Source organism: Odoribacter laneus YIT 12061 (assembly GCF_000243215.1).
Classification (GTDB): domain Bacteria; phylum Bacteroidota; class Bacteroidia; order Bacteroidales; family Marinifilaceae; genus Culturomica; species Culturomica lanea.
Genome location: NZ_JH594596.1, coordinates 891,253 through 917,964 on the forward strand (window position 1 = coordinate 891,253; position 26,712 = coordinate 917,964).

At 45.3% G+C, this 26,712-nt stretch carries 17 protein-coding genes and 1 pseudogene; 12 read left to right on the top strand and 6 right to left on the bottom strand.

All coding sequences use genetic code 11. The features are described from left to right. Nucleotides 1-1,027: SUMF1/EgtB/PvdO family nonheme iron enzyme (locus tag HMPREF9449_RS03795; protein WP_009135908.1), on the top strand; the 1,027-nt coding region annotated here is incomplete at its 5' end. A 311-nt stretch (nucleotides 1,028-1,338) separates the two neighbouring features. Next, nucleotides 1,339-3,915, top strand: coding sequence for a protein kinase domain-containing protein (locus tag HMPREF9449_RS15790; protein ID WP_009135909.1), 2,577 nt, complete (start codon nucleotides 1,339-1,341; stop codon nucleotides 3,913-3,915). 28 nt (nucleotides 3,916-3,943) lie between these two features. Here HMPREF9449_RS15790 and HMPREF9449_RS03805 read toward each other — a convergent pair whose 3' ends face one another. Together HMPREF9449_RS03805 and HMPREF9449_RS03810 are read right to left on the bottom strand one after the other, a co-directional pair. Beyond that, on the bottom strand, nucleotides 3,944-4,900 hold the full coding sequence (locus HMPREF9449_RS03805) for a GNAT family N-acetyltransferase (protein WP_009135910.1): 957 nt from the start codon (nucleotides 4,898-4,900) through the stop codon (nucleotides 3,944-3,946). Nucleotides 4,901-5,104: 204 nt separating this feature from the next. After that, a complete protein-coding gene (locus HMPREF9449_RS03810) occupies nucleotides 5,105-5,941 on the bottom strand; it encodes a 1-acyl-sn-glycerol-3-phosphate acyltransferase (RefSeq protein WP_009135911.1) in 837 nt (278 codons plus the stop codon). Between the two features lie 237 nt (nucleotides 5,942-6,178). Here HMPREF9449_RS03810 and HMPREF9449_RS03815 point away from each other — a divergent pair, with 237 nt between their 5' ends. Continuing rightward, complete coding sequence (locus HMPREF9449_RS03815; RefSeq protein WP_009135912.1) at nucleotides 6,179-7,861, top strand: tetratricopeptide repeat protein; 1,683 nt, start codon at nucleotides 6,179-6,181, stop codon at nucleotides 7,859-7,861. Between the two features lie 72 nt (nucleotides 7,862-7,933). On the opposite strand, the gene HMPREF9449_RS03820 is transcribed toward HMPREF9449_RS03815, so the two are convergent. Then, nucleotides 7,934-8,500, bottom strand: coding sequence for an adenylate kinase (locus HMPREF9449_RS03820; RefSeq protein ID WP_009135913.1), 567 nt, complete (start codon nucleotides 8,498-8,500; stop codon nucleotides 7,934-7,936). Nucleotides 8,501-8,745: 245 nt separating this feature from the next. Here HMPREF9449_RS03820 and HMPREF9449_RS03825 point away from each other — a divergent pair, with 245 nt between their 5' ends. Then, the gene (locus HMPREF9449_RS03825) at nucleotides 8,746-10,359 is read left to right on the top strand and encodes an AsmA family protein (RefSeq protein WP_009135914.1); all 1,614 of its coding nucleotides are present in this window, start codon (nucleotides 8,746-8,748) and stop codon (nucleotides 10,357-10,359) included. Between the two features lie 101 nt (nucleotides 10,360-10,460). Here HMPREF9449_RS03825 and HMPREF9449_RS03830 read toward each other — a convergent pair whose 3' ends face one another. Together HMPREF9449_RS03830 and HMPREF9449_RS03835 are read right to left on the bottom strand one after the other, a co-directional pair. After that, nucleotides 10,461-12,491 (bottom strand): transketolase family protein, encoded by a 2,031-nt coding sequence (locus tag HMPREF9449_RS03830; RefSeq protein WP_009135915.1) that lies wholly within the window; start codon nucleotides 12,489-12,491, stop codon nucleotides 10,461-10,463. Nucleotides 12,492-12,619: 128 nt separating this feature from the next. Next, nucleotides 12,620-15,157: a S9 family peptidase gene (locus tag HMPREF9449_RS03835; RefSeq protein WP_009135916.1), complete on the bottom strand. Its 2,538-nt coding sequence runs from the start codon at nucleotides 15,155-15,157 to the stop codon at nucleotides 12,620-12,622. A 241-nt stretch (nucleotides 15,158-15,398) separates the two neighbouring features. Here HMPREF9449_RS03835 and argS point away from each other — a divergent pair, with 241 nt between their 5' ends. Genes argS through HMPREF9449_RS03865 form a run of 5 tightly spaced genes read left to right on the top strand, consistent with a single transcriptional unit; the run spans nucleotide 15,399 to nucleotide 19,686 of the window. Beyond that, complete coding sequence (gene argS / locus HMPREF9449_RS03845; protein WP_009135917.1) at nucleotides 15,399-17,186, top strand: arginine--tRNA ligase; 1,788 nt, start codon at nucleotides 15,399-15,401, stop codon at nucleotides 17,184-17,186. Nucleotides 17,187-17,213: 27 nt separating this feature from the next. Beyond that, nucleotides 17,214-17,726: a flavin reductase family protein gene (locus HMPREF9449_RS03850; protein WP_009135918.1), complete on the top strand. Its 513-nt coding sequence runs from the start codon at nucleotides 17,214-17,216 to the stop codon at nucleotides 17,724-17,726. Further along, the gene (locus HMPREF9449_RS03855) at nucleotides 17,726-18,565 is read left to right on the top strand and encodes a histidinol-phosphatase (protein WP_040611606.1); all 840 of its coding nucleotides are present in this window, start codon (nucleotides 17,726-17,728) and stop codon (nucleotides 18,563-18,565) included. Before HMPREF9449_RS03850 ends, HMPREF9449_RS03855 begins: the two co-directional genes overlap by 1 nt. Nucleotides 18,566-18,620: 55 nt before the next feature. Next, entirely contained in the window at nucleotides 18,621-18,875 is a 255-nt protein-coding gene (locus tag HMPREF9449_RS03860; RefSeq protein WP_009135920.1) for a TIGR03905 family TSCPD domain-containing protein, read from the top strand. 25 nt (nucleotides 18,876-18,900) lie between these two features. Then, complete coding sequence (locus HMPREF9449_RS03865) at nucleotides 18,901-19,686, top strand: inositol monophosphatase family protein (protein ID WP_009135921.1); 786 nt, start codon at nucleotides 18,901-18,903, stop codon at nucleotides 19,684-19,686. 215 nt (nucleotides 19,687-19,901) lie between these two features. On the opposite strand, the gene HMPREF9449_RS03870 is transcribed toward HMPREF9449_RS03865, so the two are convergent. Beyond that, nucleotides 19,902-21,536 carry a dipeptidyl-peptidase 3 family protein gene (locus HMPREF9449_RS03870; protein ID WP_009135922.1) on the bottom strand — a complete coding sequence of 545 codons (1,635 nt, stop codon included), beginning with the start codon at nucleotides 21,534-21,536 and terminating at the stop codon, nucleotides 19,902-19,904. Between the two features lie 210 nt (nucleotides 21,537-21,746). Here HMPREF9449_RS03870 and HMPREF9449_RS03875 point away from each other — a divergent pair, with 210 nt between their 5' ends. From HMPREF9449_RS03875 to HMPREF9449_RS16695, 3 genes and pseudogenes are all read left to right on the top strand, one after another. After that, complete coding sequence (locus HMPREF9449_RS03875) at nucleotides 21,747-23,570, top strand: LPP20 family lipoprotein (RefSeq protein WP_009135923.1); 1,824 nt, start codon at nucleotides 21,747-21,749, stop codon at nucleotides 23,568-23,570. Nucleotides 23,571-23,580: 10 nt separating this feature from the next. After that, nucleotides 23,581-25,758: a PEGA domain-containing protein gene (locus HMPREF9449_RS15795; protein WP_009135924.1), complete on the top strand. Its 2,178-nt coding sequence runs from the start codon at nucleotides 23,581-23,583 to the stop codon at nucleotides 25,756-25,758. A 231-nt stretch (nucleotides 25,759-25,989) separates the two neighbouring features. Beyond that, nucleotides 25,990-26,712, top strand: a pseudogene (locus tag HMPREF9449_RS16695) (PEGA domain-containing protein); the annotation flags it as partial.

Below are 26,712 nucleotides of genomic sequence, written 5' to 3' on the forward strand. Positions count from 1 at the left end.
TGTAGAGGAGGGAAAAGTTTTACCGGTTCATCTGACTTTATCTTCGGGCCGTAGTGTAACCCTTCAAACGGATCGGGAAGGAGATATTTTGTATGTGGACGGAAAGCGGGTTGGTGTTTCTCCGCAGAAGCTGGAGTTGTCATACGGTATACATACGATTCGCGCCGAGCGGGGGGAACAGTATACGGAAAAGGAGCTAGAGGTAACGGAAACGGGAGGAGAGCGCGTAGTGACTTTGGGTTTTGGTTTATTGTCTCAGATACGTTGGTCCTCTTCGGTAACGCCTAAGCAGAAGGAGATATTGAGTCGTTTGATTGGGAATATGGTTCGGGTAGATGGAGGTAGTTTTGAAATGGGTGCAACCTCGGAGCAGGGGAGTAATGTGACAAGCGATGAGGAGCTTGTTCATCAGGTGACATTAAGTGATTATTATATTGGGAAATATGAAGTACGTCAGTCTGAATGGGAGGTAGTTATGGGTAATAATCCTTCTTATTTCAAGGGCGATGACTTACCAGTAGAGCAGGTGAGTTGGGAAGATTGTCATGAATTTATTCGGAGATTGAATGCTTTGACGGGTTTAAACTTTAAATTGCCGACGGAGGCCCAATGGGAATATGCCGCCCGTGGAGGCAGATGGAGTAAAGGCTATAAATATTCAGGGAGTAATGATTTAGAAGAAGTTGGTTGGTCTTGGGAAAATAGCGGAGTTCAGGTATTGACGGGAGAATGGGATGAGAAAAAAGTGAAGAAAAATCATTGTCAGACGCATCCAGTTGGAGAGAAACACCCGAATGAACTGGGTTTATATGATATGAGCGGAAATGTATGGGAATGGTGTCAGGATTGGTATGGATATTATAATAGAAATACTCAAGTTGATTCTGCAGGCCCTGCCCGCGGTTCTTACCGAGTGGCTCGGGGCGGTTGCTGGTTTCGCGATGCTTGGTTTTGCCGTGTGTCATATCGCAATTGCCAAACGCCTGTCCACTGTTATAGCTACCTCGGCTTCCGGTTAGTATGTTAGTTTCCGACCTTCTGGTCTGAAATCGGGCTAAAAAGAGGGAAGAAGTGATACTGACGGTTTTTGGAAGAGGGAGGACGGGCGAAAAATAAAGAATTTGAAAACAGGGAGGCTTATGAAAACTTGGATTTTTGTTTTGTTGCTGTTGTTGCCAGGGAGGGGTGGGGTTTTGCAGCTTATAAGGGCCGTCTGTGAAAAACAGGCCGTCGATTGTTTGTCCGAAGAGAGGAGTTTTTAGATAGAAGGGGTGTAAGGGAGGAAGGAGGACTATTATCACTACTGATGAATCTATATTTACTTAAATAATTAGAAATATGTGGTTACAGGAAAATACATTATTTGCCGACCGTTATCAGTTGGTACGTTTGTTGGGGAGGGGTGGGTTTTCGGAAGTATGGCTGGCAGAGGATCGCTTGACTGGCTTAAAAGTGGCCATTAAGGTATATGCTCCGGGGACGGGGCTGGATAGTGACGGGATGAGTGTTTTCAGCAAAGAATTGTCATTGGTTTACAATTTGCATCACACCAATTTGTTAAAGCCGCAGCATTTTGACCAGTGTAATAACCGGCCTTATTTGGTATTGCCTTATTGTGAGCAGGGGTCCGCTTTAAAGCTGGTGGGGCAGATGCCGGAAGAAGAAGCCTGGCGTTTTTTGCGGGATGTGGCTGCCGGGTTGGAATATTTGCATGCCTTGGAGCCGCCAGTGATCCATCAGGATATCAAGCCGGACAATGTGTTGCGGGATTCTACGGGGACATTTATGATTACGGATTTCGGAATCAGTACGAAAATCCGGAGTACCTTACGTAAAAGCGTGAATCAGGCGGAAAATTCGGGGGGGACAATGGCTTATATGGGGCCGGAACGTTTTAGCAAACATCCGATGGCCATCATGGCCAGCGATGTCTGGGCTTTAGGGGCTACGCTTTTCGAATTATTGAGCGGCGATCCTCCTTTTGGGGATTTGGGAGGGGTATTGCAGCAAAAAGGAGCTGAAATTCCCGAGGTCACGGGAAACTATTCACCGGAATTAAAAAAGGCGGTAGAAGCCTGTCTGGCCAAAGAACCTTGGGATCGGCCTACGGCTCATACTTTACGGGAATATGCAGAGACTTACCTCAGTGGAAAAAAATGCGATTGGAAACTTTTCTTTGCCCCGAAAACAGACCGGGAGAAAAATCCTTCCGGCCCGAAAAAACCGGAACGGGAAGAAAAGAAACATTCGGATCCGGATAAAACCCTTCCGGTAGGAAAGGAAAAAATCCGGAAATCCCGGAAGGGGGTATATATCGGTTTGGCCGTTGCTCTGATAGTCATCGGAATAGGAGCATTCTTTTTATTAGTTCCGGGTATAGACCGGGAACAGCAGATGTGGGAAAATTGCAGTACTCAGACGGATTATGAAAATTACGTTTCTGTCTTTCCGCAGGGAAAATATTTATCGGAAGCTCATCAGAAGATAGACAGTTTTTCCTATAACAATTGTCAGACCTTACAGGATTATGAGCATTATCTGGCTACTCATCCTTTGGGCAGGTATGCCGATGCCGCCAGCTATAAGATTGATCTGTTGCGGCAGTCGGAAGAAGAACGGAAGCAGAAAGAACGGATTGCGGCACAGAAAGGGTGGATCGATATAAAACGGATGGAATTTGTCAATATGGATAGTTCTTTGATGCTTGTGGGGGATTTCGGGGCTACGCTTTACGCTACCGACATTTACTATTTGCTTCCCCAACTTGTTTACAACGTCCTGTCGGAAGAACCGAAGACGATCGAATTGGATGTAAAACTCTTCCATCCTAATGGAGAATTGATGCATGGGCAGGATTCTCCTTCCGGATATACTTACACTATGTCTGTCACTACAGTGGGCCAGTACAAGCAAGGAGAGCAGGTTCAATTGTTGGGTTGGGGGAGCAAGACCGGGGGCATTTATACGCCCGGCCGTTATCGTTGGGAAGTGTGGTATAAAGGGAAAAAATTGCATTCCACCTCCGTGGAATTGCTGAAAAAGGCGGGAGAAGTGACATACCTGAACGTTAGTCCGACGAGTGTTTCCTTCGACGGATCGGGGGGAACCCGTACTTTTTATGTTTCTACAGATGGGGATTCCTGGTCGGTGGATTATCTGCCCGATTGGTGTTCCGTAACCAAATCCTCCACTTCCTTTCAGCTAAAATGCGAGTCAAATCCCACCACGGAACGGACGGACTGGTTTAAGGTAAATGCCGGGGACAAAAGCGTGAAAATTACCGTCACCCAAAAAATGATTGAAAATACCTTATCGCGGGGGACATGGAAGAGCGCGGTGAAAAGATTGATGGGGACCGGTTTAGCGAAGACTTATACGGAGGGAGATACCTACAAAGGGCAACTAAACTCTTCTGGAGTCAGACAGGGAATGGGATTTTACAGATGGAAGGATGGAGATTTTTATGCCGGAGGATGGGGAAACGGAGCAAAAGACGGTTTTGGTATTTATCTGGTGAACACCGAGGGAAGTTATGTTTCAGCATGTGAGGATTGTATCTATTATGTGGGGTATTGGAAAAACGGAAAGAAGTCGGGAAAAGGTACTTGTTACGATAAATTCGGAAATCTGATTTACTACGGCAATTTTTCAGACGATAAACCGACTGAAACCTATCCGATGAGTGGGTACGATGCTTATAAATTCGAATGCTTTTCCTACGAAGGAGGAGATAAATACCTCGGGGAGACCAAAGACGGCAAGCGGAGCGGTTATGGCATCTATTTGTGGGAAAATGGGAGCATATGGGTAGGGAACTGGTCGGAAGGAGAACGGAACGGTTATGGCATCTATATCAGTTTGGAGGGTACGATAACGACTGGAACCTGGGATGGCAATAATTTTACGGCAAATTAAAAGGGGTGACGGAGGGTTCGTCCCCCTGTCACCTTTTGATTTTGAGTCCCAGGAAACGGGGAATATAAGTGGCGATGTGTCGGAGCTTTTTGGCTTCGTATACATCGGCAATATTGATGAGGATGGCGGTTTCTTCCACGCCTCCGAATCCCGGATTAATTGCTGTTCCGAAACAACGCATCGAAGGGGAAAGACTCATATAAGCATTGACCAGAGGAGGGATATTTTCCCCTAAGTCGCGGACGTGGCGGGAGAGAATTTTATAATCTTCCTCGTAATTGCTCCCGGTGAAAACGGATTGCAGCTTCGTTTCATCAATGTGAATTTCCAGGGGATGTATCGGCTGTACCAATCCTTCGGTATCCCGGAAATATTTCCGCATAAAATAGAGGATCATGTCCCGGGCGTGGATATTAAAACTGGTATACATGGTTACTTTCCCAAAGAAATATCTGATATTCGGATTGTCTACGGTAAGGGCTCCCAAGCCGTCCCATAAATTATCCAGGGCGAAGAGCGATTTACGTCCCATGCGGGTGGATTGATAAAGGGGATGTACAAAAGAACGTCCTAATTCAATCATTTGGGTCAGGTAGTCGGACTTAAAAGCATCGGAAAACCGGAAGAGCTCGGTCGTGGCCAGATTGGGTTCTCCTTCGGCATTTAAAGCGAGGTGATCGCAAACAATATAGCGGTATCCTCCGATAATTTCTTTTTCTTTAGGATCCCAGACTATCAGTTGTTGATAGGGGGTATCCGGATTCACGTCGAATTCGTCTATATCGATCTCCTTTCCTGTGCCTCCGCCTGCGCTGCGAAACGTCAGTTCCCGTATACGTCCTACTTCCCGCATCAGATTTGGGGCATTGTAAGCCGTGAAAGTATAAATCTCATTGCCGGCTTTATTGGTTTTTCGCAGGAATTTATCTTCTGTCAGTTCTGCAAGAAGTTTCTCTTTTTCAACAGGATAAATAACAGGCTGCATGGTGTATAATTTATAAATTAACGATTGCTGGCATTGGCTCCCGCTCCCTCCGGAGGAGATCAAAATTTTCAACAAATATAAGAATTTCCGAAAAAAATGAGAGAGGGGAGGGAGATTTTTTAGCGGGGAAAATACAAGGCAATACGGATCGTCTGCCGAGTTTTTGATTTTCTTTTATCGCCGGGTTTCCCAAAACTTTCCGGACTATAAATGATAGACGATGTCTTTGATAAATGCGGCCCATTCCAAGGGTTTCCGGCTTTTATCCAGCGATTGCCAGGGGATAGGTTTTCCTATTTTAAAGACGAGGCGTTCTCCTTTCTTTTTGTAAGCTTCTTTGGGGAGCCATATCATTTCGATATTCACTTTCAATCCGATCTTTTTCCGGAAATTCGAGAGGTTATAAAAAAAATTGGAATTTTGTCCGCTGATAAAAATCGGAACGATATCCCTTTGGTATTTTACGGCTTCTACAATAAAATTTTTTTGCCAGGTCAGGTCCTGGATCCTGCCGTGTTTTTTCCGGCTGCATAATCCTGCCGGGAACATGATCATCTGATTGTCCGAGGCATAAGCATCCTGTATGGCTTTCACCGCTTCCCGCGACATATTCCCGTGTTTATTTACCGGTAAAAAAATAGAATGGAGATTTCTGAGATTTAATAAAATATCGTTGACCGGAAATTTCAGAGCCGGATAATATTTTCCCAAAAAAGAAATCAGGGCAATCCCGTCGGGACCTCCCAGGGGATGATTGGAAACGAAAATACAGCGTTTCCCCGGGGCGGGCAGATTTTCAATGCCTTTGACATCTACGGAAAGTTCCAGGTATTCCATCACAGCGTCTGCGAAGTCAATGCCTTTGCGTTCCCCGTGTTTACTGATAAAATCGTTGATTTCATTTAGACAAACCACCCCTTTGAGCCAACTGTAAATAAAACCGGGGATACAACGGGCCAGACGAGGATTTTTGCTGCTGAAAACTTCTTTCAGGTGTATCGGTTTCAAAGTATCATTTCTGACTTCTGGGGTTTGATTCATGGAACAACAGTTTAGAACAGCCAAAGATAATAAAGTTTTTAAAAAATTGTCCGTAGCGGGAGGGGGATTTACTTTTTCAAAAAACAGCTGAGAAGGGACAGACTGGCTTATTGTGGATTATGTATAACTTATTTTAATAAAGAAAACAAAACAGTTCGGGAATAATACCGTTAAACAATGCATAAAACAATAGAATTATTAAAGAGAAGGAAATAAGTTAAACTTAAATCAAAAATTATGAAGCGAACTTTTTTTATAACGGCACTGGCTTTCTTGCTGATAGGGCTTTTGACAGGTTGTAACTCCATGAAAAAGTTACAGAAAGAAGCTATTGAGACGGCCGTAATCGGACAGATCAATCCGACTCAGCTACAGGCTGTAAACGGAAAAATTAATTTTGAGTATACCGTCAAATTCGGTCCGAAGCAATTCGGGAAGCGGATGATTTTAAAAATCACTCCCCGGATGCAATACGGCAGTAACGTAGAAAAATTACCGCCTATCTATTTACAAGGGGAGAAAGTAAAAGGAAGTAGTTATCCGGTCATCGCTTATAAGAGTGCGACAACAGTCAATCAGAAAGTATCGATGAATTTCCGGCAGGGAATGCAAAACGGAGTACTCTGGGCCGATATAGAAGCGATACAAGGGAAGAAATCCTTTATGTTGACACCGGTCATTCTGAATCAGAACGGGGTTCAGGTATGGCAGAATTATTCCATCCGGATCGACGGGGTCAATTATATTCCGATTATGACCGAGACAATTATAGAAGACGTACCTGCAGCTGCCGTGGGAGTCGTGAGCGGTTATGTATTATTTCCTTTAGCTCAGTATAAAATTCCTGAATCCCAGCAACATTCAGCTGTTATGAATCAGGCTACCGAAGCGATGAAAAAAGTATTGGCCAATCCCAACGTTAAGATCAACAGTATGCTGTTATATGCTTCCAGTTCTCCGGAAGGAGCTGAGCGGATCAATAAAAATTTAACCAGCAACCGGTTTAAGGCAGCTAAGACCTTCTTTGAAAAAGATTTAGGTATTGCCGGTCTGCCTGTGGTCAAAAATGCAAAATTTGTAGTGCCCCAAATGGTAACTGAAAACTGGGAAGGACTTTATCTTTTATTGAAAGATTCCAATATAAAAAATAAGGAGCAGATGATCCAGGATTTGAAAAATGCTTCTAGCAGTACGAAACGGAATAATTTACTGGATGCTTATGTTAAAAATAATTCCGAATTGAAGAACGATATATTGCCGTTATTGCGCAGAGCAGATTTCTTTTTATTCTACACCGTACCCGAAACGGTTCAGGAAGAGATGCAGTTGACCTATTTCATCCCTCAGGCTGCCGAAAATACTCCTACTGTGGGTACTCAATGGAACTGGCAGTTATTGAACGATCTGGCGGTCATTGCCCTGCAAAATAAAGACTATACCGAGGCGCAGAAATTATTGGAAGCTGCGATCGTATTGAAACAAGATCCGGCTATTCTGAACAACCTGGGAATTGTATATGCGAAACAGGGAAATGTTTCCAAAGCCAGTGAAATGCTGAACCAGGCACAGGTGAAAAAAGAAGCCCAATACAATATGGGATTGATTCTTTTGCAACAGGGAAATTACCAGAAGGCAGCTTCTTACCTGCAGAATACACCGAATATTTACTTGGCTTATGCCCAGTTGATGGCGGGAGATAATGGAGCAGCTTTCAATACCTTTAAAAAGCTGAAATTGACCAATGCTACGGAATACTATCTTATGGCTGTAGCTGCTGCCCGTGTAAAAGATGTGAATGCTATGACGATGGCTTTGCAAAAAGCAATTGAAATGAATCCCAAATTGAGGCAACAGGCCGCTACCGATGCCGAATTCCAGCCTTATGCCAATAATGCTGTATACCGGCAGTTGATGAAATAAAAATTCGAAAAGTGAAAATGTTCCCGTGTCGAAGAGAATGGATCGGCACCCGGACATTTTCACTTTTAAATTTTATTTTATCTTTTCGATAATTTTGGAAATTTCTTCAAACACTTCTTCCATTGTACCATCTCCTTTGACGGTGTGGCATATCGTTTGGTAGTGTTTCGCCACCGGAACAGTCTTGGCATGGTATTCTTTAAAACGATTGTGAATGGCTTCCTCTGTGTCGTCTGCGCGGCCTTCTATTTGAGCTCTTTCCAGCATGCGCCGTTTTAATTCCGTTTCCGGTACTTCGATGTTTAATAAACCTGCCAGGGGAGCTCCGTTCTCTTTCAGGATTTCATCCAGTTTTTCAGCTTGGGCTACGGTACGGGGAAATCCGTCGAATAAAAAACCTTCTACATTTTCACTGTGTGCAATACTGTCCTGAATCAGGCGGATGACAAATTCATCGGAGAGCAATTGTCCGCTGTTGATAATGTCTTCTGCTATTTTACCCAATTCACTTCCCGCTGCAATTTCTTTGCGGATCATGTCTCCGGTGGACAGATGGGCCAGATTGTACTTTTTTACAATTCTTTTCGCCTGTGTTCCTTTACCGGCACAAGGAGGACCGAATAATGCTATATTTAACATATCTTTTGTATTAAATGATTATATAAAATGTTTCTTCCCTAACAGACAAATTCCGTATTCAGATACGGAAAACTTTTCATCGGGACAAAGATAAATACTAAAAAATAAAAAAGAGAAAGAATGTTTAAAATTATCCTTTAGGCTCCGATATTAACAAAGGGAAAGAGAAGAAGGTGAAACCCTGCTGTTTTTAAATACGTTTGTAGGAGAAGAAGAGAGAAAAAATAATACGTAAATCCGGCTCTATGAAAAAAGCAATAAAAATTGTTGGGTATACCCTGCTCGGTTTAATCGTTGTTTTATGGGGTGTACAATGGTGGTTAGGGAATAAAATTGAGGATATAATAGAGGAGAAGATTTACGAGGAAAGCGGAGGGAGGATACAGGCGGATGTGGGAAGCGTGAGCGTACGGTTAATCGGGCGCAGGGTGAATATAAAAGAAGTTCGTATCACTACTGATACTCTTCGTCCGGTCACTGCAGTCCGGTCTGTTCCTTATGCAGATGTATATTTGAAGAAATTGGAGATCAAGGGAATTCATTTTAAAAAGCGGGATTCTTCCACTTTTATACGGGCCAAAGTACTATCTCTGGATTTGCCGCATTTCTTTGCGGACGTAAAAGCCGCAGACAGGAGCCGGACTTCGGTCGACAAGGGAAAAGGCCGTTCGGCAGAAACGATAAACCGGCTTTTTACCCGTTTGGAAGTAGGCAAAATAGATTTAAAACTGGGAGAGGTATACGGCAGGCAGTATCAGGGAAAGGATACGGTCAGCTATGCACTCCGGGATTTTAGTTTCGGGGTAGACGATCTGGATGTCAGAACTCGTCCGGATACTTTGTTCCCGGTTTGTAAGGCCTGGGATATGCAACTGACTTTTGCTTCTTTTCGGAATAAATTTGCCCAGAATTCCCAGTTGCTGGAAGTTGATACTTTTTCGCTGAACGGGCAGGAGGGAAGATTGGCGGTTCAGGCGATCCGTCTTATCCCGCAATATTCCATGCTGGAATTTGCCCGGAAGACTGAAAAGCATACGGACTGGACAAAAATACAAGTAGGAAAGGTCGTTTGCCATCGTTTGGATATGCAGCGTATGCTGACTGAGCAAGTTCTCCAAATAGACAGTGTCGACATTCAGGGGGCTCATATCAGTAGCTTTAAAAACCGGCAAATTGAACAGGCGAAACGGGTAAAACGGTTGTTTTATGAGTCTGTACAGCAATTTCCTCTTCCCCTGTCTATCCGGAGGATACGGCTGGAGGATATCAATGTCGTTTATAAAGAACTGGCGGAAAAAGGGATTTCTCCGGGCACCGTTACCTTCGATCAATTGAAAGGTACCTTTTATGATTTGACGAATATTGTCCGCCCGGAACAACCTTATTTTACCCTGAAAGCCGAGGGAAAATTGATGGACCAGGGAAAATTGCAGGCTACTTTTCTTTTACCGGTAGACAGTTTGAAGCCACATTTTGAGGTGGAAGGCCGTTTAGGGAAGATGAGTATGCTGCGTTTAAATCAGATGATAGAACCCTTGGCAAAAATTCAGGTAACTTCGGGAGAAATTGACGAAATGAAATTTAAAATAACAGGGAATTCCCATACGGCTTATGTTCATATGCTTTTCTTGTATAAAGATTTGAAAATCAGGATTATGAAAGAAAAAGACGGGCATTTGGAAGTGCGTTCTTTTCTTTCCACTTTGGCCAATGGTCTGATTGCCACGGCGAACAATCCCGGTCGTGATGGACAGCCTCGTACGGCCGACGGAAAAGCAGAAAGGGATATTTACCGTTCTCAGTTTAATTATTTGTGGCGAACCTTGCTGTCGGGCTTGAAAGTATCGATTGGTTTGTAAACTGATTGGGGGAGAAAATGAGGAGACTGTCCAAAAAGCTTTTTAGGCAGCTAAAAGGATCCCTTTCCTTTCTGGACAACCTCCTCCCTTCAGTTGTGACGTTATTTTTTCAGCAGCTCACAGATTTCCTGATAGACCTGTTCGCCGGTAAAACCGAATTTTTCATCCAGCACTTTTGCCGGGGCGGAATAACCGAAGTGATTGACTCCGTGTATTTTCCCCTGCTGTCCGACCAGGCCTTCCAGGGTAACGGAAAGACCGGCTGTCAGGCCGTATTTCAAGGCGGCCTGCGGCAGGATTTGTTCCTGGTATTCCCGTGGCTGTTCGCGGAACAAACCTTCGGAGATGACCGATACGATCTGGGAAGTGATGTTTTTTCTTTCCAGCAACAACTGAGCGGCATCGACCAGGGTAGATACTTCCGAGCCGGAAGCCAGCAGGATGATATCCGGATGTGCTCCGTTTTTCATTACGATATAAGCTCCTTTGCAGGCTTGCAAGGCTTCTTCGTAACGGTCTTTTCCGGGCAGATCATTGATGTTCTGGCGGGAAAGGATCAGGGCTGTCGGGCTTTGGGTATTTTCCATAGCCATCTTCCAGGCAACGGACGTTTCTGCAGCGTCGGCGGGACGGAGGGCCAGCAGGCTCATGTCGCCGGCATGATTCCGCACTTTCTCCAGGAGACGGATTTGTGCTTCCTGTTCGATAGGCTGGTGGGTGGGACCGTCTTCTCCGACCCGGAAAGCATCGTGACTCCAGATGTATTTTACCGGTACTTGCATTAAAGCCGCCAGTCTGACAGCCGGTTTCATATAATCGGAGAATACGAAGAATGTACCGCAGGCGACGAAAATTCCTCCGTGCAGAGCGATACCGTTACAAATAGTAGCCATGGTCAACTCAGCTACTCCTGCCTGCAAGAAAGCACCGCTGAAGTCTCCTTTTACTAAAGGCCGGGCTCCGCCTTTCAAAAATCCGTCGGTTTTATCCGAATTGGAAAGGTCGGCAGAGCTGACGATCATATTTTCCACCTGCTGCGCCAGGGCCACGAGTACGTCGGCGGAAGCTGCCCGGGTGGCAATGTTGGCTTTGTGGGCTATGGCTTTATAGTCGATGGCCGGTACTTCTCCGGACATGAATTTGCGGTATTGTGCCGCCCGTTCCGGATTTGCTTTTTCCCAGGCTGCTTGCTCTGCTTTCTTTTTCCGGGCGTAAGCTCTTTTGGCTTCCAGAGCTTTTTGGTAGAACTCTTTTACTTCCGGGAAAATTACGAAAGGATGCTGGGGATCGCCTCCCAGGTTTTCGATGGTTTTTTCTATCGAAGCTCCGGCTCCCGAAAGAGGTTGTCCGTGGGTGGATACCTTATTGGAGAAATCTTCTCCGTTGGGCCCCATTGCGCCTTTGCCCATCAAGGTTTTTCCGATAATCAGCGTAGGACGTTCTTTTTCGTTTCCGGCGGCTGTAAGGGCTTCGCGGATCTGATCGGCATCGTTTCCATCGATGGTAATTACATTCCAACCCCAGGCCTCATACTTTTCCGCTGTATTTTCCGCTGTCACCTCTTCTACTTTGGTAGACAACTGAATATTGTTGGCATCGTAAAACAGAATCAGATTGGATAATCCCAAAGCTCCGGCAATGCGGCCTGCACCCTGGGAAATTTCTTCCTGTATTCCTCCGTCTGAGATAAAGGCATAAGTTTTATGGGCCATCCATTCCCCGAAACGGGCAACCAGAAAACGCTCGGCAATAGCAGCGCCTACCGCCATCGTATGGCCTTGTCCCAACGGACCGGATGTATTTTCAACGCCTCGGGCTTTGTCAACTTCCGGATGTCCCGGCGTGATACTGCCCCATTGACGGAAATTTTGTAAATCTTCCAGACTATAACTACCGGTTAAACAGAGCACCGAATACAACATAGGGGACATATGACCGGGATCTAAAAAAAACCGGTCCCGATTGGCCCAAGTCCTGTCGTCCGGATCGAAATTTAAAAATTCAGCATACAATACATTGATAAAATCAGCTCCTCCCATAGCTCCTCCGGGATGTCCCGATTTGGCTTTTTCCACCATGGAAGCTGCTAAAATGCGGATGTTGTCGGCCGCTTTATTGATCACTTTATTCATAGTTCTGGGTTTAATTTTTTTTAATTTGGCAAAGTTAGTCTTTTTACCCGAAAACCGGATGAAACCCTTCGGGAAATTGATAACGGTTGACATTTCCCGGCAGAAGCCGGAAAATGCCGTTTCTCGTTTTATAGATTTTTCTCTTTATAAATATTTTCCCACCAGGCGGGTTGGTCCTTCAGGTATTTGGCAAAATAGGCCAGTATGGTGTTGTTCCATAAAATGCGTAAATGATAGTCTGTCACGGTATGGTCGGAGTCTTTTACAAAGACCAGTTCTGCCTCTTTTCCCAGCAGTTTCAGGGCAGTATAAAACTGTATACTTTGGGCGGTGGGGACGTTGACATCCTTTGTGCCGTGGATCAATAAAATAGGGGTATTTACTTTATCGGCGTTGAACAGAGGACTTTGGTCTACGTAGATGTCTTTGCGGTTCCAGGGGAAGGAGTGTGCAGTGGCGCAGGTGCTGTAACTGTAACCCCAGTAACCGTCTCCCCAGTAGCCCGTAATAGAAGAAATCCCTGCATGTGCGATGGCACAGGTAAAGAGGTCGGTACGGGTGGTCAGATACATGGTTGTAAATCCTCCGTAAGAAGCTCCCATACAGCCCACTTTGGTTGCATCTACGAAAGAATGGGATTTGATAAAGGCTTTGGTAGCCGTAATAATTTCGTCTGCGGTAATTTTTCCCCAGTTATTCTGGTGGCGGGCGGAGAATTCCTGCCCGTAGCCGATGGCTCCGGAAGGTTGTAAGACATATACAATATACCCGTTGGCAGCAAACAGGTTAAAGGGATAACGCCCTCCGAAACTGCGTTCTACGGGAGTCGTTCCGCCGTAATAATAAACAATTAAAGGATATTTTTTAGCCGGGTCGAAATCTGCCGGCAGGTAATAACGTCCGTCGATCAAAGTACCTTTTTTATAAGGGAAGTCCCAATCTTTAACTTCTCCGAATACGATATTCTCGTATTCCTGGGCAGAAGGATTGTCCCATAGTTGGGCTTGTAAGTCTGTCAGCCGAAGCGTATATATCCGGGCCGGATAACTGACGTCAGAGGCGACATACATCATTTCTTCGCCTTTTTCGGGGATACTGCTGCTGAGAATGATATCTCCCGGGCATTCCACCGGTTGTATGGCCTGGGTTTTGAGATCATAACGGAAAAGGTGGACGTAATCGGCGTCCGTGGCCGTGATATAAATATAACCGTCTGCCCGCCAGAAAGCATCGTTTACGGATGGATTGAAATTTTTAGTGATGGGATTTACCGCTGCTGTTGCCAGGTCGTAAAGGTATAGTTGCATATCAAATTCATTGGCAATGGGATTTTTCCCGATATTTTTTCCCCTTTCTCCGAATGCGGAGGGACCTCCGCTGATCAGCAATTGTTTATCGTCCGGAGAGAAGGTGCAGGAAATCGCGTAAAGCCGGTCTTTCCACAAGGTATCTACTTGCTGGGTCTGCATATTCATCAGGTAAACCGATTGCTTGCTGTAAGGGAATTCGGTATAATCCGGGTGGGAAGCCGCGAATAAGATTTGCTGGCCGTCGTGACTGATATCCAGGAGGTAAGTGGAAGCATTTCCCCACGTCAGGCGGGCATGCAGTCCGGTAGCAAAATCGTATTTGCACAGATAGGTGCGGTAACGGAAATAAGGCTGGCGGTCTTCAATACCGTTTAATTTCCGGAGTTGCCAATTTTCTTCTGTATAATTTTCGGTGGTATAGTAAAGGAGATAGGATAAATCGGGCGACCAATTGTAGTTATTGATAAATAGATCTTCTTTAATCAGGCATTGAAGTTGTTGGGTTTCGATGTCGTAAGTATAAAAAGATTTTCCCTTTCCTTCCGCTTGCAACCAGGAAAGTTTATCTTGCTGCGGTACCCATTGAGGGTGCAATAGGTCGGCGGATAAAGAATAGACAATTTCCTTGTCTTTGACCCGATAAATATGAGTTCTCTCCTTGTTTTTTCCGTCCAGACTTTCTCTTATACTGACGATGGCATATTTTCCCGAGGGGGACAGTTCGGCTTTGCTGATGTGATTGCCGTTTAATATATCGTAGATATTTTTTCCCCGTTTGGGAGAAAGAGTGAATGCCAGGGAGCCTCCCTCGCTTTTTGTCTGATTGTCGAAGCGACAGGCCAGTACTTTTCCGCCTTTTGTTACGGTCTTGATAATCAGGCTGTGTTTTCCCGGCAGCAGTTCACACGAAAGGGATCTGTTTGCCGGCTGATTTTCTGTATAAGTCAGTTTCTTTTGTCCGTCTAAATATATTTCAGCATTCCCGAACAGACGGAATTGGAAACTACCTTCCATCCATTGGGGAATGTCCAGGTATACGGCGTAATAATTCAGCGTAAACTTGCCGTCGGTTGTCGGGGCGATCACTGTATCTTGTTCCATCTTTGCTTTTTCCCATCGGAGTTGGTGGAAATTTCTTTCCGTTTTAGCCGCGTCCGGCACCAGATCGTTTACATTTAAAAGAGAGTATTCGAATAGTTCTTTTTCTGTAAAGGTTTTGTTGTCGACGTCTTTCTGATGGCTCAAGGCCGGAAGACTTAGCGGCACCGGGCTCAGCGCCAGCCATTCTTTTGCCGTCTGAGCATTCAGACTGAGACCAATGGCAATACATAAGGAGACGAGAAGATGTTTTTTCATGTTATAGCGTTTTAATTTATACTTTCTCTGGTGTTGCAAAGTTAAAAAATTATGTGAATTCTAATACCCGGCGAGAGGATTAGCTTTATTCATATAAACCTTTTCCCGTTTAGATGAATTTCTGTCTATTTCAATTTTTTTTCCTATTTTTGTGGGCTGTGAAAATAAAGCCGGGCTGAACTGAAGCGGAGGAAGGGCTTTATTTGTCCGAAGAGAATCATTATATAAATTATCATACGATATGAGCATAGAAAGTTTATTGACTTCCAAAGTCATAGAAGCTGTAAAAGAATGTTATGGCATTGAAGTGGAGACGGATAAAATACAGTTGCAGGCGACCCGTAAAGAATTTGCCGGGGATTTGACCGTTGTGGTTTTCCCTTTTACCCGTTTTTCTAAAAAATCCCCGGAGGAGACCGGAAAACAGTTGGGGGATTACCTGAAAGAACATATCGATGAAATTCGGGATTACAATGTAGTAAAAGGATTTCTGAATATTGAAATTTCCTCGGCTTATTGGTTGGGGGTTTTGAACGAAGTGGCCGGGGATTCCCGTTATGGATACCGGCAGGAGAAAAGCGGACATTCGTATATGATTGAGTATTCTTCTCCGAATACGAATAAACCTTTGCATCTGGGGCATATCCGGAACAATTTATTAGGTTGGTCGGTATCGGAAATTCAAAAGGCGAACGGACACGATGTACGGATGGTAAATTTAGTCAACGACCGGGGAATCCATATTTGTAAGAGTATGATTGCCTGGAAAAAATTTGCAAACGGGGCGACGCCGGCTTCTACCGGTAGGAAAGGCGACCATTTTGTAGGCGATTATTATGTTCGTTTTGATCAGGAATATAAAGCGGAAATCAGACAACTAAAGGAGGGAGGAATGGAAGAAGAGGAGGCTAAGAAGCAGGCGCCGATTTTGTTGGAGGCCCAGGAAATGCTTCGGAAATGGGAGGCCGGAGAGGAGGAAACGGTGGCTTTGTGGCGGACGATGAACGATTGGGTATTGAAAGGTTTCGATGAAACCTATCGGCTGATGGGAGTCGGTTTCGATAAGGTTTATTTTGAATCCCAGACCTATAAAAAAGGCCGGGACCTGGTGCTGAAAGGTTTGGCTGATGGGGTGCTTTACCGGAAGGAAACCGGGAGTGTGTGGGCAGACTTAACGGCCGATGGACTGGATCATAAATTGTTGCTCCGGGATGACGGGACTTCTGTCTATATGACTCAGGATATCGGGACGGCTTACGAGCGTTTCAATGAGTTTGCCATGGACGAAATGATCTATGTGGTGGGGAATGAACAAAACTATCATTTTCAGGTGTTGTCTTTGATTTGCGGAAAATTAGGATTTGACTGGGCCCATAAAATCCACCATTTGTCGTACGGGATGGTGGAATTGCCGGAAGGGAAGATGAAATCCCGGGAAGGGACGGTGGTGGATGCCGACGACCTGATGCAGGAAATGATTCGTACCGCCCGGGAAACTTCCCAGGAATTGGGAAAACTGGAGGGGTATTCCGAAGCGGAGGCCGAAGAGGTATACCGGAAAGTGGCTTTGGGAGCATTGAAATATTTTATACTGAAAGTGGATCCGAAAAAGACCATGATGTTCAATCCGAAAGAATCTATTGATTTTAACGGGAATACCGGTCCTTTTATTCAATATACTTATGCCCGTATTCAGTCCATTTTGCGGAAGGCTGCTGAAAACGGTATGGCAGTGAAGAAAACGGATATTCATTTGGAAATTTCTGATAAAGAACAGGATCTGATCAAGTTAATTGCAAAATTACCGGCTGTGGTAAAAGAAGCGGGGGAAACTTATAGTCCTGCCTTATTGGCTAACTATTCCTATGAATTAGCTAAGGAATTCAATCAATTCTATCACGATTTTTCGATTCTGAAAGAAGAAAACGAGGCTTTGCGTAATTTCAGGTTATTGCTGGCAAAAGAATGCGGGGAGGCCGTCAAAAATGCGATGGGCATGTTAGGTATAGAGATGCCGGAAAGAATGTAATATTTAATACGAAAAAAGGAGGTCTATATGGAAGGCTTTGAAACAATAGAGGCTGGGAAGCTGAGCGAAAATTTTATCCGGTTGATCGGACAGGAGTGGATGTTGGTGACGGCAGGGGAAAGCGGGCGGTTTAACACCATGACGGCTAGCTGGGGAGGAATAGGTTATCTGTGGAATAAACCGGTGGCATTCGTTTTTATCCGTCCGCAACGCTATACGTTCGGATTTATGGAAGCACAGGACGGATTTACACTCTCTTTTCTGGGAGAAAACAATAGGGAAGCTTTGAATATCTGCGGTACTTTGTCGGGGAGGGAAGTCAATAAAGTGGAGCAGGCTGGTTTAACGCCTGTTTTTTCTGCTTCCGGACAGGTGGCTTTCGCAGAAGCCCGTTATATTGTAGAATGCAAGAAGATGTATGCCGGTTTTTTGGATCCAGAGGCTTTCTTAGATCCGATATTGATCGATAAATTTTACCCGGAGAAAGATTTTCATAAAATGTATATAGCAGAGGTGGTGAAGGTGTGGAAAAAGAAATAATTGCAAACCGGACGAATTATCACAGTCATTGTTCTTTCTGTGATGGAAAAGCTTCGATGGAAGAGTTTGTGGAGGCTGCTGTCCGTCAGGGTTTTACTGCCTACGGTATTTCTTCGCACGCCCCGCTGCCGTTTTCCACTTTCTGGACGTTGAACCGGACAAAAGTGCCTGCTTATCTGGCAGAATTCAGGCGGTTAAAGAAAAAGTATAAAGAGGAGATCGAGTTATATGTCGGTATGGAAATCGATTATCTGAATCCGGAGCAGCATCCGGCTACCGACTATTTTCAGCATTTGCCTTTGGATTACCGGATCGGTTCGGTACATTTGATTTATACTCCGGCAGGACAGATTATAGATACGGATACCTCCCCTGAAAATTTCCGGAAACTCTGGAAAGAAAAATTCCAGGGTGATTTGAGACGGCTGCTGGAAACGTATTTTGAAGCTTCTATGCGATTGGTGGAAGCGGGGGGTTTTGATTTTGTCGGACATGCCAATAAGATTTTTTATAATGCAGAACAATCTTGCCCGGGCATTACAGAAGAGGATTGGTATAAAAAGAAACTAAGTGATTTTTTTGTTTTCGTGGCAGAAAAAGGATTGATGGTGGAAATCAATACCAAGGCGTATATTCAGAAAGGTTGCTTTTTTCCCTCTATCCGGGATTGGAAAATTTTGCAGGAATTACAGATTCCTCTTGTGGTTAATTCAGATGCTCACCGGCCGGAATTGATTCATGCCGGTAGAGCGGAAGCTCTACAGCAATTGAAAGAAAAGGGATTTAAGACGGTAATGGAGTTGCGGGAAGGAAAATGGCAGGAAATGCCTATTGTTTAGAGAGAAAACATTCGGAAAGCCGAAGGAAAGATAAACGTTTAAATAAAGCGATAAAATGGAGAAATCGATACATTATATTCCGGCAGGGGTATGTTCACAGACTATCGATATTACAGTGGAAGACGGCATCGTGAAAGAGGTATATTTTGAAGGCGGTTGTCATGGAAACCTACAAGGGATTTCATTGTTGGTGAAAGGCATGAAAATCGGAGAGGTTATCAATCGGTTGGAAGGTATACATTGTGGATATAAAAACACTTCTTGTCCGGATCAGTTTGCAAAGGCGTTACGGATTTTGGAACAGAAATAAGAAAACAGAGTTTAAATTTTAGAAGATGGAAACGGAACAAATCCCTCAAACAGGGGAATTTTTAACTGCTGCAATCGCCTGGGCGAAGGAGGTTGGAAAAATTCATCTGGCCTATTTCCGGGGGAATCGTTTAGACATTCACACCAAGTCGAATGTAGCGGATGTCGTAACCCGTGCCGACCGGGAGAGTGAGGCTTATTTGTTGGAAAAGATTGCAGAGCGTTTCCCGACGCATAGTGTGTTGGGAGAGGAGAGCGGTATGCATGAAAAGAATACGGATTTTTGCTGGGTGGTTGATCCATTGGATGGTACCAATAATTACAGTCAGGGCCTGCCTGTATTTACCGTTTCCATTGGTTTGCAGTACCGGGGGCATACGCTTATCGGTGTTGTTTATGCTCCTTATTTCGACGAGCTTTATACGGCGGAACGGGGGAAGGGGGCTTTTTTAAACGGAAGGCCTCTTCAAGTATCTGCTAAGACCGATTTGGAAAGCTGTGTGTTAGGTACGGGATTTCCGTATGACAAAGGGACGAATCCGGAAAATAATATTGCTAATCTGGCCTCGATATTGCCGGGTTTGAGGGGAATTCGGCGAATGGGATCAGCAGCTTACGATTTATGCTGTGTGGCTGCTGGTTTTTTAGATGGTTATTGGGAGTTGAACCTCAATCTCTGGGATGTATGTGCAGGTGAGTTACTTGTGGAGGAAGCCGGCGGATGTATTTGTCCTTTCCGGCAGGACCGGCATATTTCTATTATTGCCGCTAATGGGGTACTGGTGGAAAAGATAAGACATCTCATCCGATAAGCCCTTATTGATTTGTGTAATTGCGATGCTGAAAGGTGAACCTTCCTCCGAATGGAATTTGCTGTCATTTTTCGACATTAAAATTTTCTCCGGAAGAAACTTTCCCCCTCAGCACCGGAAGGTTACTTTTTAGCTATGTACTGCCCGGGAAGGCTCCTCTGTTCAGGAGGTACCCTGACATTCGTCTTTTACGCCCTCCTCTTCACGGGCGGTTTTTAGTTCAGTCCTAGTACTTCTGCTCCTTGTTTGAAGAAAATATCTTTCGGAATACCGGCATTGGCAATTTTGTCCAGGTCTTTTTGTAAGGCCGGAGACACTATGCCTTTTTCCTGGATAAGTTGGGTCGCTTTTTCATAATTGCCATCTCCTTCCAGGGTAATATATTCGCGGGCAATAGCGGTGATATCTGCTTTCATCTTTTCGAAATTCACGGTATAATAACCTGTTTCCGGGTCCTGTGTAATGGCTCCGCTTTCTATAAAATGGGCGAATTGCATCATATTTGCTTTTCCGTGAGCACTGGCGGCACCGAATCGGCAGGAGCGGAAAATACCGGCGATAAAGGTCACATAGTTGTCCATCAAATCTTTGTTTTCGAGTACATTCCATTCCGCTAGTTTGGTAATGCAATACAGCCCCAGAATATCGGCTTTCCCTTCTTCAATGGAAGTATAATTATCCTTCAGGGCAGTGCGTATATCCTGTTTGTTTTTCAAGGTATATTTTATACCCAAACCGTGGGCTACTTCGTGGAACATCGTGTTTTCAAAAAAGGCGTCAAAACGGATGTGTTTTTGTTGTTCCGGAGTAATCACCAATTGGGAAATCGGTACTAAGATGTTGTCGAATTTTGCCTGCATGGCATTCTTCAATTGTAACTTCCGGCTTCCTTTAGCTGCATGGACCCGCGGATCATTCGGCAGGTTGATGGCTATATTTTTGCTGCCTGCATTGCAATCGCCGGCATAGTAGATCACCTCGTAAACATTCATATCCGGATTGGCATTGGCTTTTTCTTTTTTATAAGCGGCTTCTACCGGCAGATTTTCCTGTAACTTCGGGAGATAACCGGCATACAGGGCCAGTTTTTTGCTCCAGTCTTTGTCTTTTACCAGTACCTGTCCGGAATGAGATGCTTTATAACCGAACAGAGCATCTTCATAAGTTTCAATAGGGCCGATGACAATATCCAGTGTGTTGTTTTTCATGTCCATCCAGGCCAGATCGCTGGCTAAATAATCGTCGCTTAAAAGAGCAGCGGCCCGCAGGTTGAGGTAGTTTTTGAGTTCAGCGTCTTCTGTTAAAGCGGCAGCCTGTTTCAAAAGATCGGCGGCTTGTGCCGTTTCTGCCGGGTAAGCTTCGTGGAAAGGAACTACTTTTAAATTTCCGTTTTCGTCCCGGCGGAGAACACTGTACCAATCGGTTTTACGGGGATCTTTCAGGGCTTCGAACTCTTCCGTAGTCATATCGGTGGGATAAAAATTAGCCCCCAACGGTTTTGCCTGTACACCCGGAATAAAGGGCGCATTTCCGTTCAACCGATCCCAGGGACCGTAATTGATGGCTATGTATTTGGCCAGATAAGGATCTTGGACGGTATCCAGCAAAGCGGCCCGGTTTCCGTAAGCATTTTGCCAGTAAATAACTTCCATTACGTCGGCAGCCTTCATGAGTAAAGGAATCACTTGCTTTTCATTTTCCGTCAATGTACTCGTATCGGTGGTTAACGTAAATTCCGCATATTGATCGGCCAAGGCTTGGTAAGGCGAAACAGAAGAAGGCGTTTGCCGGGCTTCTTTGCAAGCACAAAAGAAGGCGCTGACGGCCAAAAAGATAATTATCGTTTTCATGATGGGTGTATTTTGTTAAAAATAGATTTGTTTGTGTGCGAAAGTATAAAAAAGTTTAAACATTTTCACATTTTCCTTTGTCACATTTTCTTATTTTGAGCACTTAAGGAAAAAGGTTTTTAAACTATTAAAAATTCCTTTTAGTCGGAAAGGAAAGAATATATAAATAAAAATTGTTTATTTTTGTGAGGATTCATAAAAAAAGGACAGATGAAAAAGATAATAGGTATTGTTTTGGGTATTTGTTATAGTACGTTGGTTTGGGCGCAGTCGGTGGAACAAATAAAAGCGGATCGGAGCACGTATTTGTGGGGCGAAGGCAAGGGGAATACGCTGAAAAAGGCGGATTCGGAAGCTTTGTCCGATTTGATTAATCAGATTACGACGACGATAGAAAGTGATTTTACTTTGTTGCAAGAGGAGAAGTCGGAATCGGAGTACAAGGAAACGGTAAAGTCTGTCATCCGCACTTATTCCAATGCTACTTTGACTAATACCGAACGGATTGTGATAGAGAATGAGCCGGATGCCCGTGTTTTCCGGTATATGAAACGGAGTGAGATCGATAAAATTTTTAAAGCCCGGAAAAATAAAATCTTAGAATATTTAGCCAATGCGGAGACGGCGGAAGAACATTTGCAGATAGCGGATGCTTTGCGTTATTACTATTGGTCGCAGACTTTATTGAGGAGTCATCCGGAGGGAGCGGCGATCCGTTACCGGGATAAAGACGGGGAAGAGCGTTTGGCGGCGACCTGGATACCGTTGAAAATCAACACTCTTTTTTCTCATTTGAATATTACTGTTTCCCGGGTGGTGCCGGAAGGAAATTTTCAGACGGTAGAGTTAACTATTTTATACAATCAACAGCCTGTGCGGAATTTTGATTATACTTATTGGGACGGGCGGGATTGGTCGAATATTGTCAGCGCCAAAGACGGGCGGGGGATAGCTGAATTACCGGCTTTGGCGGATGCTACGCATCTCCGGGTAAAAGGCGAATACATTTTCGACGGCGAAGCGACGGTGGATGCGGAATTGAAAGATGTCATCAACAGATTGGATGTAGTGCCTTTCCGGAGTTGTTATATAGAAGCGTATCCGACCCAACAGACTTCTATGGTGGGTCAGGAAACGGTTGTTACCGGTAGTGAGGAACAATCTCAGCCTCAGGCGGAGAGGGTGGCTTCTTTCTTCAAATCCGTTTCGGATAGCGAGCGTTATCTTCCGGTAGTGAAAAAAGTGGAAAAGGCTATCCGGGAACGGAATTACGAAGGATTGCAGAGTTGCTTTACTCCGGAAGGTTATTCGATGTTCAATCGGTTGATCCGTTACGGTCGGGCCCGGATTGTCGGGACGCCGGATTATCGGTTGGTCAAATGCGATGACGGTATTTTTTGCCGGAGTTTGCCCTTGAGTTTTCATTTTGAAAACAACAACCGGACATTTGTGGAAGATGTGGTATTCGATTTTTCCAAGGATGCTAAGATACAGGGTTTGTCTTTCGGGCTTTCACAGGCGGCTTTGGCCGATATAGTTTCTAAAACGGGTTGGAGCGAACGTTCCCGCATGATTCTGATTCGTTTTCTGGAGAATTACAAAACGGCTTATGCTTTAAAGCGCCTGGATTATATCGAGAGCATTTTTGCCGAAGATGCGCTGATTATTGTGGGCACTGTATTGAAAAAACAAACGGTCACCGAACGGCAGGTCACTATTAACCGGCCTTATATTCGTTTTACCCGACAGACCAAAGAGCAATATATCAAGCGCCTTCGCAGTACTTTTGCCAGCAATGAGTTTATAAACCTCCGTTTTGCTGATAATGTGATCCGCAAATCTGCCGACAAAGGAGAAATTTACGGGGTGCAGATCCGACAGGATTATTTTTCATCCAATTACGGGGATTCGGGTTATCTTTTCCTGATGGTCGATTTGAATAATCCCGATAAGCCGATTATCCACGTGCGGGCTTGGCAGCCTGAAAAAGATCCGGATTTCGGATTGATAGACCTCCCTTCTTTTACTTTTTAAAAAATGATCTATGAGAGGAAGATTTATCATACTCTTCTTATTGTTTGCCGTTGGGGTAAATGCTCAGCAAATAGCGGTGAAATCTTTCCGGAAATTAGACAGCGATCTGTCGGCTCGGGGAAGAGAGGGGCGTACGGATCAGAACGGAGATCGTTGTGCCATTATCAAAGTGGTGACGACGGAAAACGGGTTTGTGTTCGAACCGGATGCCTTGGGTTTAGTGGGGAGCGTCAGGAAGACCGGGGAAATCTGGTTGTATGTGCCTTATGGAGCCAAACGACTGACGATTAAACACGATCGGCTGGGAGTATTGCGGGACTACCTTTACCCGGAACGGATAGAAAAAGCTTGTGTATATGAAATGGTGCTGACAACGGGACGGGTAGTGACAACCGTAGAGGAAGAGATTGCGGGTCAATGGCTGGTCATAACGGCCGAACCCCGGGGAGCCACGGTTTACATAGACGATGTATATGAAGCGGCTACGGAGGGAATGGTGCAGAAGTTTGTTTCTTTTGGGCGGCATACCTATCGGGTAGAGCATGCTTTATACCATTCGGAAGCCGGACAACTAGAGGTAAAGGCGGATCAAAAAGCTGAGTTGCAGGTCAAACTGAAACCTGCTTTCGGGTATATAGAGGTGAATTCGGTGCCGGAGTCGGGAGCCCGGATACTCATTGACGGGAAGGAAGTAGGGATAACCCCCTACAGGAGCGAAGCTTTGGCGAGTGGAGAGCATAGTGTTGAAGTATTGAAGGTGTTGTACCAGCCTGTCCGGAAAATCGTAACGGTAAAAGACGGGGAAACGGCTCAAACGACGATGGAATTGTCTGCCAATTATGGGGAATTACAGCTTACTACGGCGGCAGCGGCTGAATTGTGGGTCAATAATGAGCGGAAAGGAAAAGGCCAATGGAGCGGTCGCCTGAATGCCGGCATCTATGTCGTGGAGGCCCGTCAGCCTTCTCACCGGACGGTCAGGCAGTCGGTAGAAATAAAGGCCGGGGAAACTCATACGTTGACCCTTGCGGACCCGCAACCGATATACGGTATGTTGAATATCAGCAGCACTCCCGGGAAAGCGACAATCCGGTTGAACGGCATAGAATACGGTCGTACTCCCTTAGTGATCAAGGAGGTGTTGGTCGGTAAACAATTGTTGGAATTGAGCAAACCCGGTTGTGCAACAGTCCGTCAGGAAGTGATGGTGGAAGAGGGGAAGGTATTACCGCTACAATTGACCTTGCCTTCGGGCCGGAATGTTGTTATCCGTACGGACGGGGAGGGGGATTCGTTATATGTGGATGGGAAAGCGGTAGGGGTTTCTCCTCAGCAGTTGGAGCTGGCATACGGTACGCACCTCGTACGGGCCCAGCGGCAGGGACACAGTATAGAGGGAGAACTGAAGGTAACCGGAAAAGAAGGGGAAATCGTCTTCTTATTGACCTTCGGACTTTCGGCCAAAGCGAAATGGGCGGCTTCTGTGACGGAAAAACAAAAGCAGGTATTGAGTCGGTTGATAGATCATATGGTGAAAGTAGAGGGCGGAACTTTTCGCATGGGAGCTACGCCGGAACAGGGACATTTTATTACCTTGAACGAACAACCGGTGCATACGGTGGTTTTAAGCGATTACTACATCGGACAATACGAAATTACCCAGACCGAATGGGAGGTCGTGATGGGAAGCAATCCCGCTTTGTTTAAAGGAGAGAACTATCCGGTAGAGCGGGTCAGCCGGACCGATTGTGAGCTGTTTATTCGCCGGCTCAAAGATTTGACAGGTTTGAACTTTAATTTGCCTACGGAGGCTCAATGGGAATATGCTGCCCGGGGCGGTAAAAAGAGCCGTGGGTTTCTATATGCCGGTAGTAATTCTCCGGAAACGGTAGCTTGGTATACTGATAATTCTCAGGGGCATACCCATGCTGTGGGGCAAAAAGTTCCGAATGAGTTGGGTTTATACGATATGAGCGGAAATGTTTGGGAATGGTGCCGGGATATCTATGGGGATTATCCGTCGCAGACCTGGGTTGATCCCACGGGGCCTGCCCGGGGAGAAAAGTATGTATTCCGGGGTGGTTGTTGGAATGAAGAGGCGGGAAATTGCCGTGTCGCTTTACGTAATTACTGGACGTCCGACTATCGTCATTCTGTGCTGGGATTGCGTTTAGTGTTGGAAAAATAATTTTGCCGGTTAAAAGTTGTCACAAATAAGGGATTTGGGAAACTTATTTTTAAGTATACTGGATTAGCTTTTCCGGGGGGACGCATTTTCGATGTCGGGGGAATCCTATCTTTTTCGATTCCGAAGGTTCTATCAGGGCTTGCGGTTGGCTGATCCGGTCCGAAGGTTTATTTATCAGCGAAGCATTCCTTAGGGAGGCTGATCAAAATCAGAGATAAGTGAATAAACATCATGATGAAAATCTTACTTTTTGTCCTATTACTGTTATCCTCGGATTGGGTAGAGGCCCAGCAACTTTCGGTGCAGTCATTCCAGAAGTTGGAGAATGACCTTTCGGCCCGGGGGAGCGAGGGGCGTACGGACCAGAACGGAGATCGTTGTGCGATCATCAAGGTAGTGACAAACGAAAAGGGGTTTGTGTTTGAGCCGGATGCATTGGGATTGGTGGGGAGTGTGCAAAAGACGGGAGAAATTTGGCTGTATGTGCCGTATGGAGCGAAACGGCTGACGATCAAGCACGATTGGTTGGGGGTGTTGCGTAATTACACTTATCCGGAGCGGATCGAGAAAGCCGGTGTATACGAATTGGTATTGACCACCGGTCGGGTAGAAACGGTAGTCCACGAGACGGTGGGGATGGATTACCTGGTGATCCGTCCGGATCCGGCGGAAGCCCAGGTTTATATCGACGAGGTGTACGAGTCGGGGACAGGGGGAGTGGTACAAAAGTTTGTGCCTTGGGGAAAGCATATTTACCGGGTAGAGCATCCATTGTATCATACAGAAGCGGGACAGGTGGAAGTCGGTTCTTCGGGAAAAAAAGAATTGGCGATAAAGCTACGTCCTGCCTTCGGTTCTATAGAGATAAGCTCCCTTCCGGAAAGTGGGGCGGAAGTTTATATCGATGGGGAAAGGGTGGGGGTGACCCCTTACCGGGGTGATCGGTTAAAGAGC

Coding starts and splice junctions, on each gene's coding strand:
- HMPREF9449_RS15790 (WP_009135909.1), top strand. CDS start 1,339: ATGTGGTTACAGGAAAATACATTATTTGCCGACCGTTATCAGTTGGTA.
- HMPREF9449_RS03805 (WP_009135910.1), bottom strand. CDS start 4,900: ATGCAGCCTGTTATTTATCCTGTTGAAAAAGAGAAACTTCTTGCAGAA.
- HMPREF9449_RS03810 (WP_009135911.1), bottom strand. CDS start 5,941: ATGAATCAAACCCCAGAAGTCAGAAATGATACTTTGAAACCGATACAC.
- HMPREF9449_RS03815 (WP_009135912.1), top strand. CDS start 6,179: ATGAAGCGAACTTTTTTTATAACGGCACTGGCTTTCTTGCTGATAGGG.
- HMPREF9449_RS03820 (WP_009135913.1), bottom strand. CDS start 8,500: ATGTTAAATATAGCATTATTCGGTCCTCCTTGTGCCGGTAAAGGAACA.
- HMPREF9449_RS03825 (WP_009135914.1), top strand. CDS start 8,746: ATGAAAAAAGCAATAAAAATTGTTGGGTATACCCTGCTCGGTTTAATC.
- HMPREF9449_RS03830 (WP_009135915.1), bottom strand. CDS start 12,491: ATGAATAAAGTGATCAATAAAGCGGCCGACAACATCCGCATTTTAGCA.
- HMPREF9449_RS03835 (WP_009135916.1), bottom strand. CDS start 15,157: ATGAAAAAACATCTTCTCGTCTCCTTATGTATTGCCATTGGTCTCAGT.
- argS (WP_009135917.1), top strand. CDS start 15,399: ATGAGCATAGAAAGTTTATTGACTTCCAAAGTCATAGAAGCTGTAAAA.
- HMPREF9449_RS03850 (WP_009135918.1), top strand. CDS start 17,214: ATGGAAGGCTTTGAAACAATAGAGGCTGGGAAGCTGAGCGAAAATTTT.
- HMPREF9449_RS03860 (WP_009135920.1), top strand. CDS start 18,621: ATGGAGAAATCGATACATTATATTCCGGCAGGGGTATGTTCACAGACT.
- HMPREF9449_RS03865 (WP_009135921.1), top strand. CDS start 18,901: ATGGAAACGGAACAAATCCCTCAAACAGGGGAATTTTTAACTGCTGCA.
- HMPREF9449_RS03870 (WP_009135922.1), bottom strand. CDS start 21,536: ATGAAAACGATAATTATCTTTTTGGCCGTCAGCGCCTTCTTTTGTGCT.
- HMPREF9449_RS03875 (WP_009135923.1), top strand. CDS start 21,747: ATGAAAAAGATAATAGGTATTGTTTTGGGTATTTGTTATAGTACGTTG.
- HMPREF9449_RS15795 (WP_009135924.1), top strand. CDS start 23,581: ATGAGAGGAAGATTTATCATACTCTTCTTATTGTTTGCCGTTGGGGTA.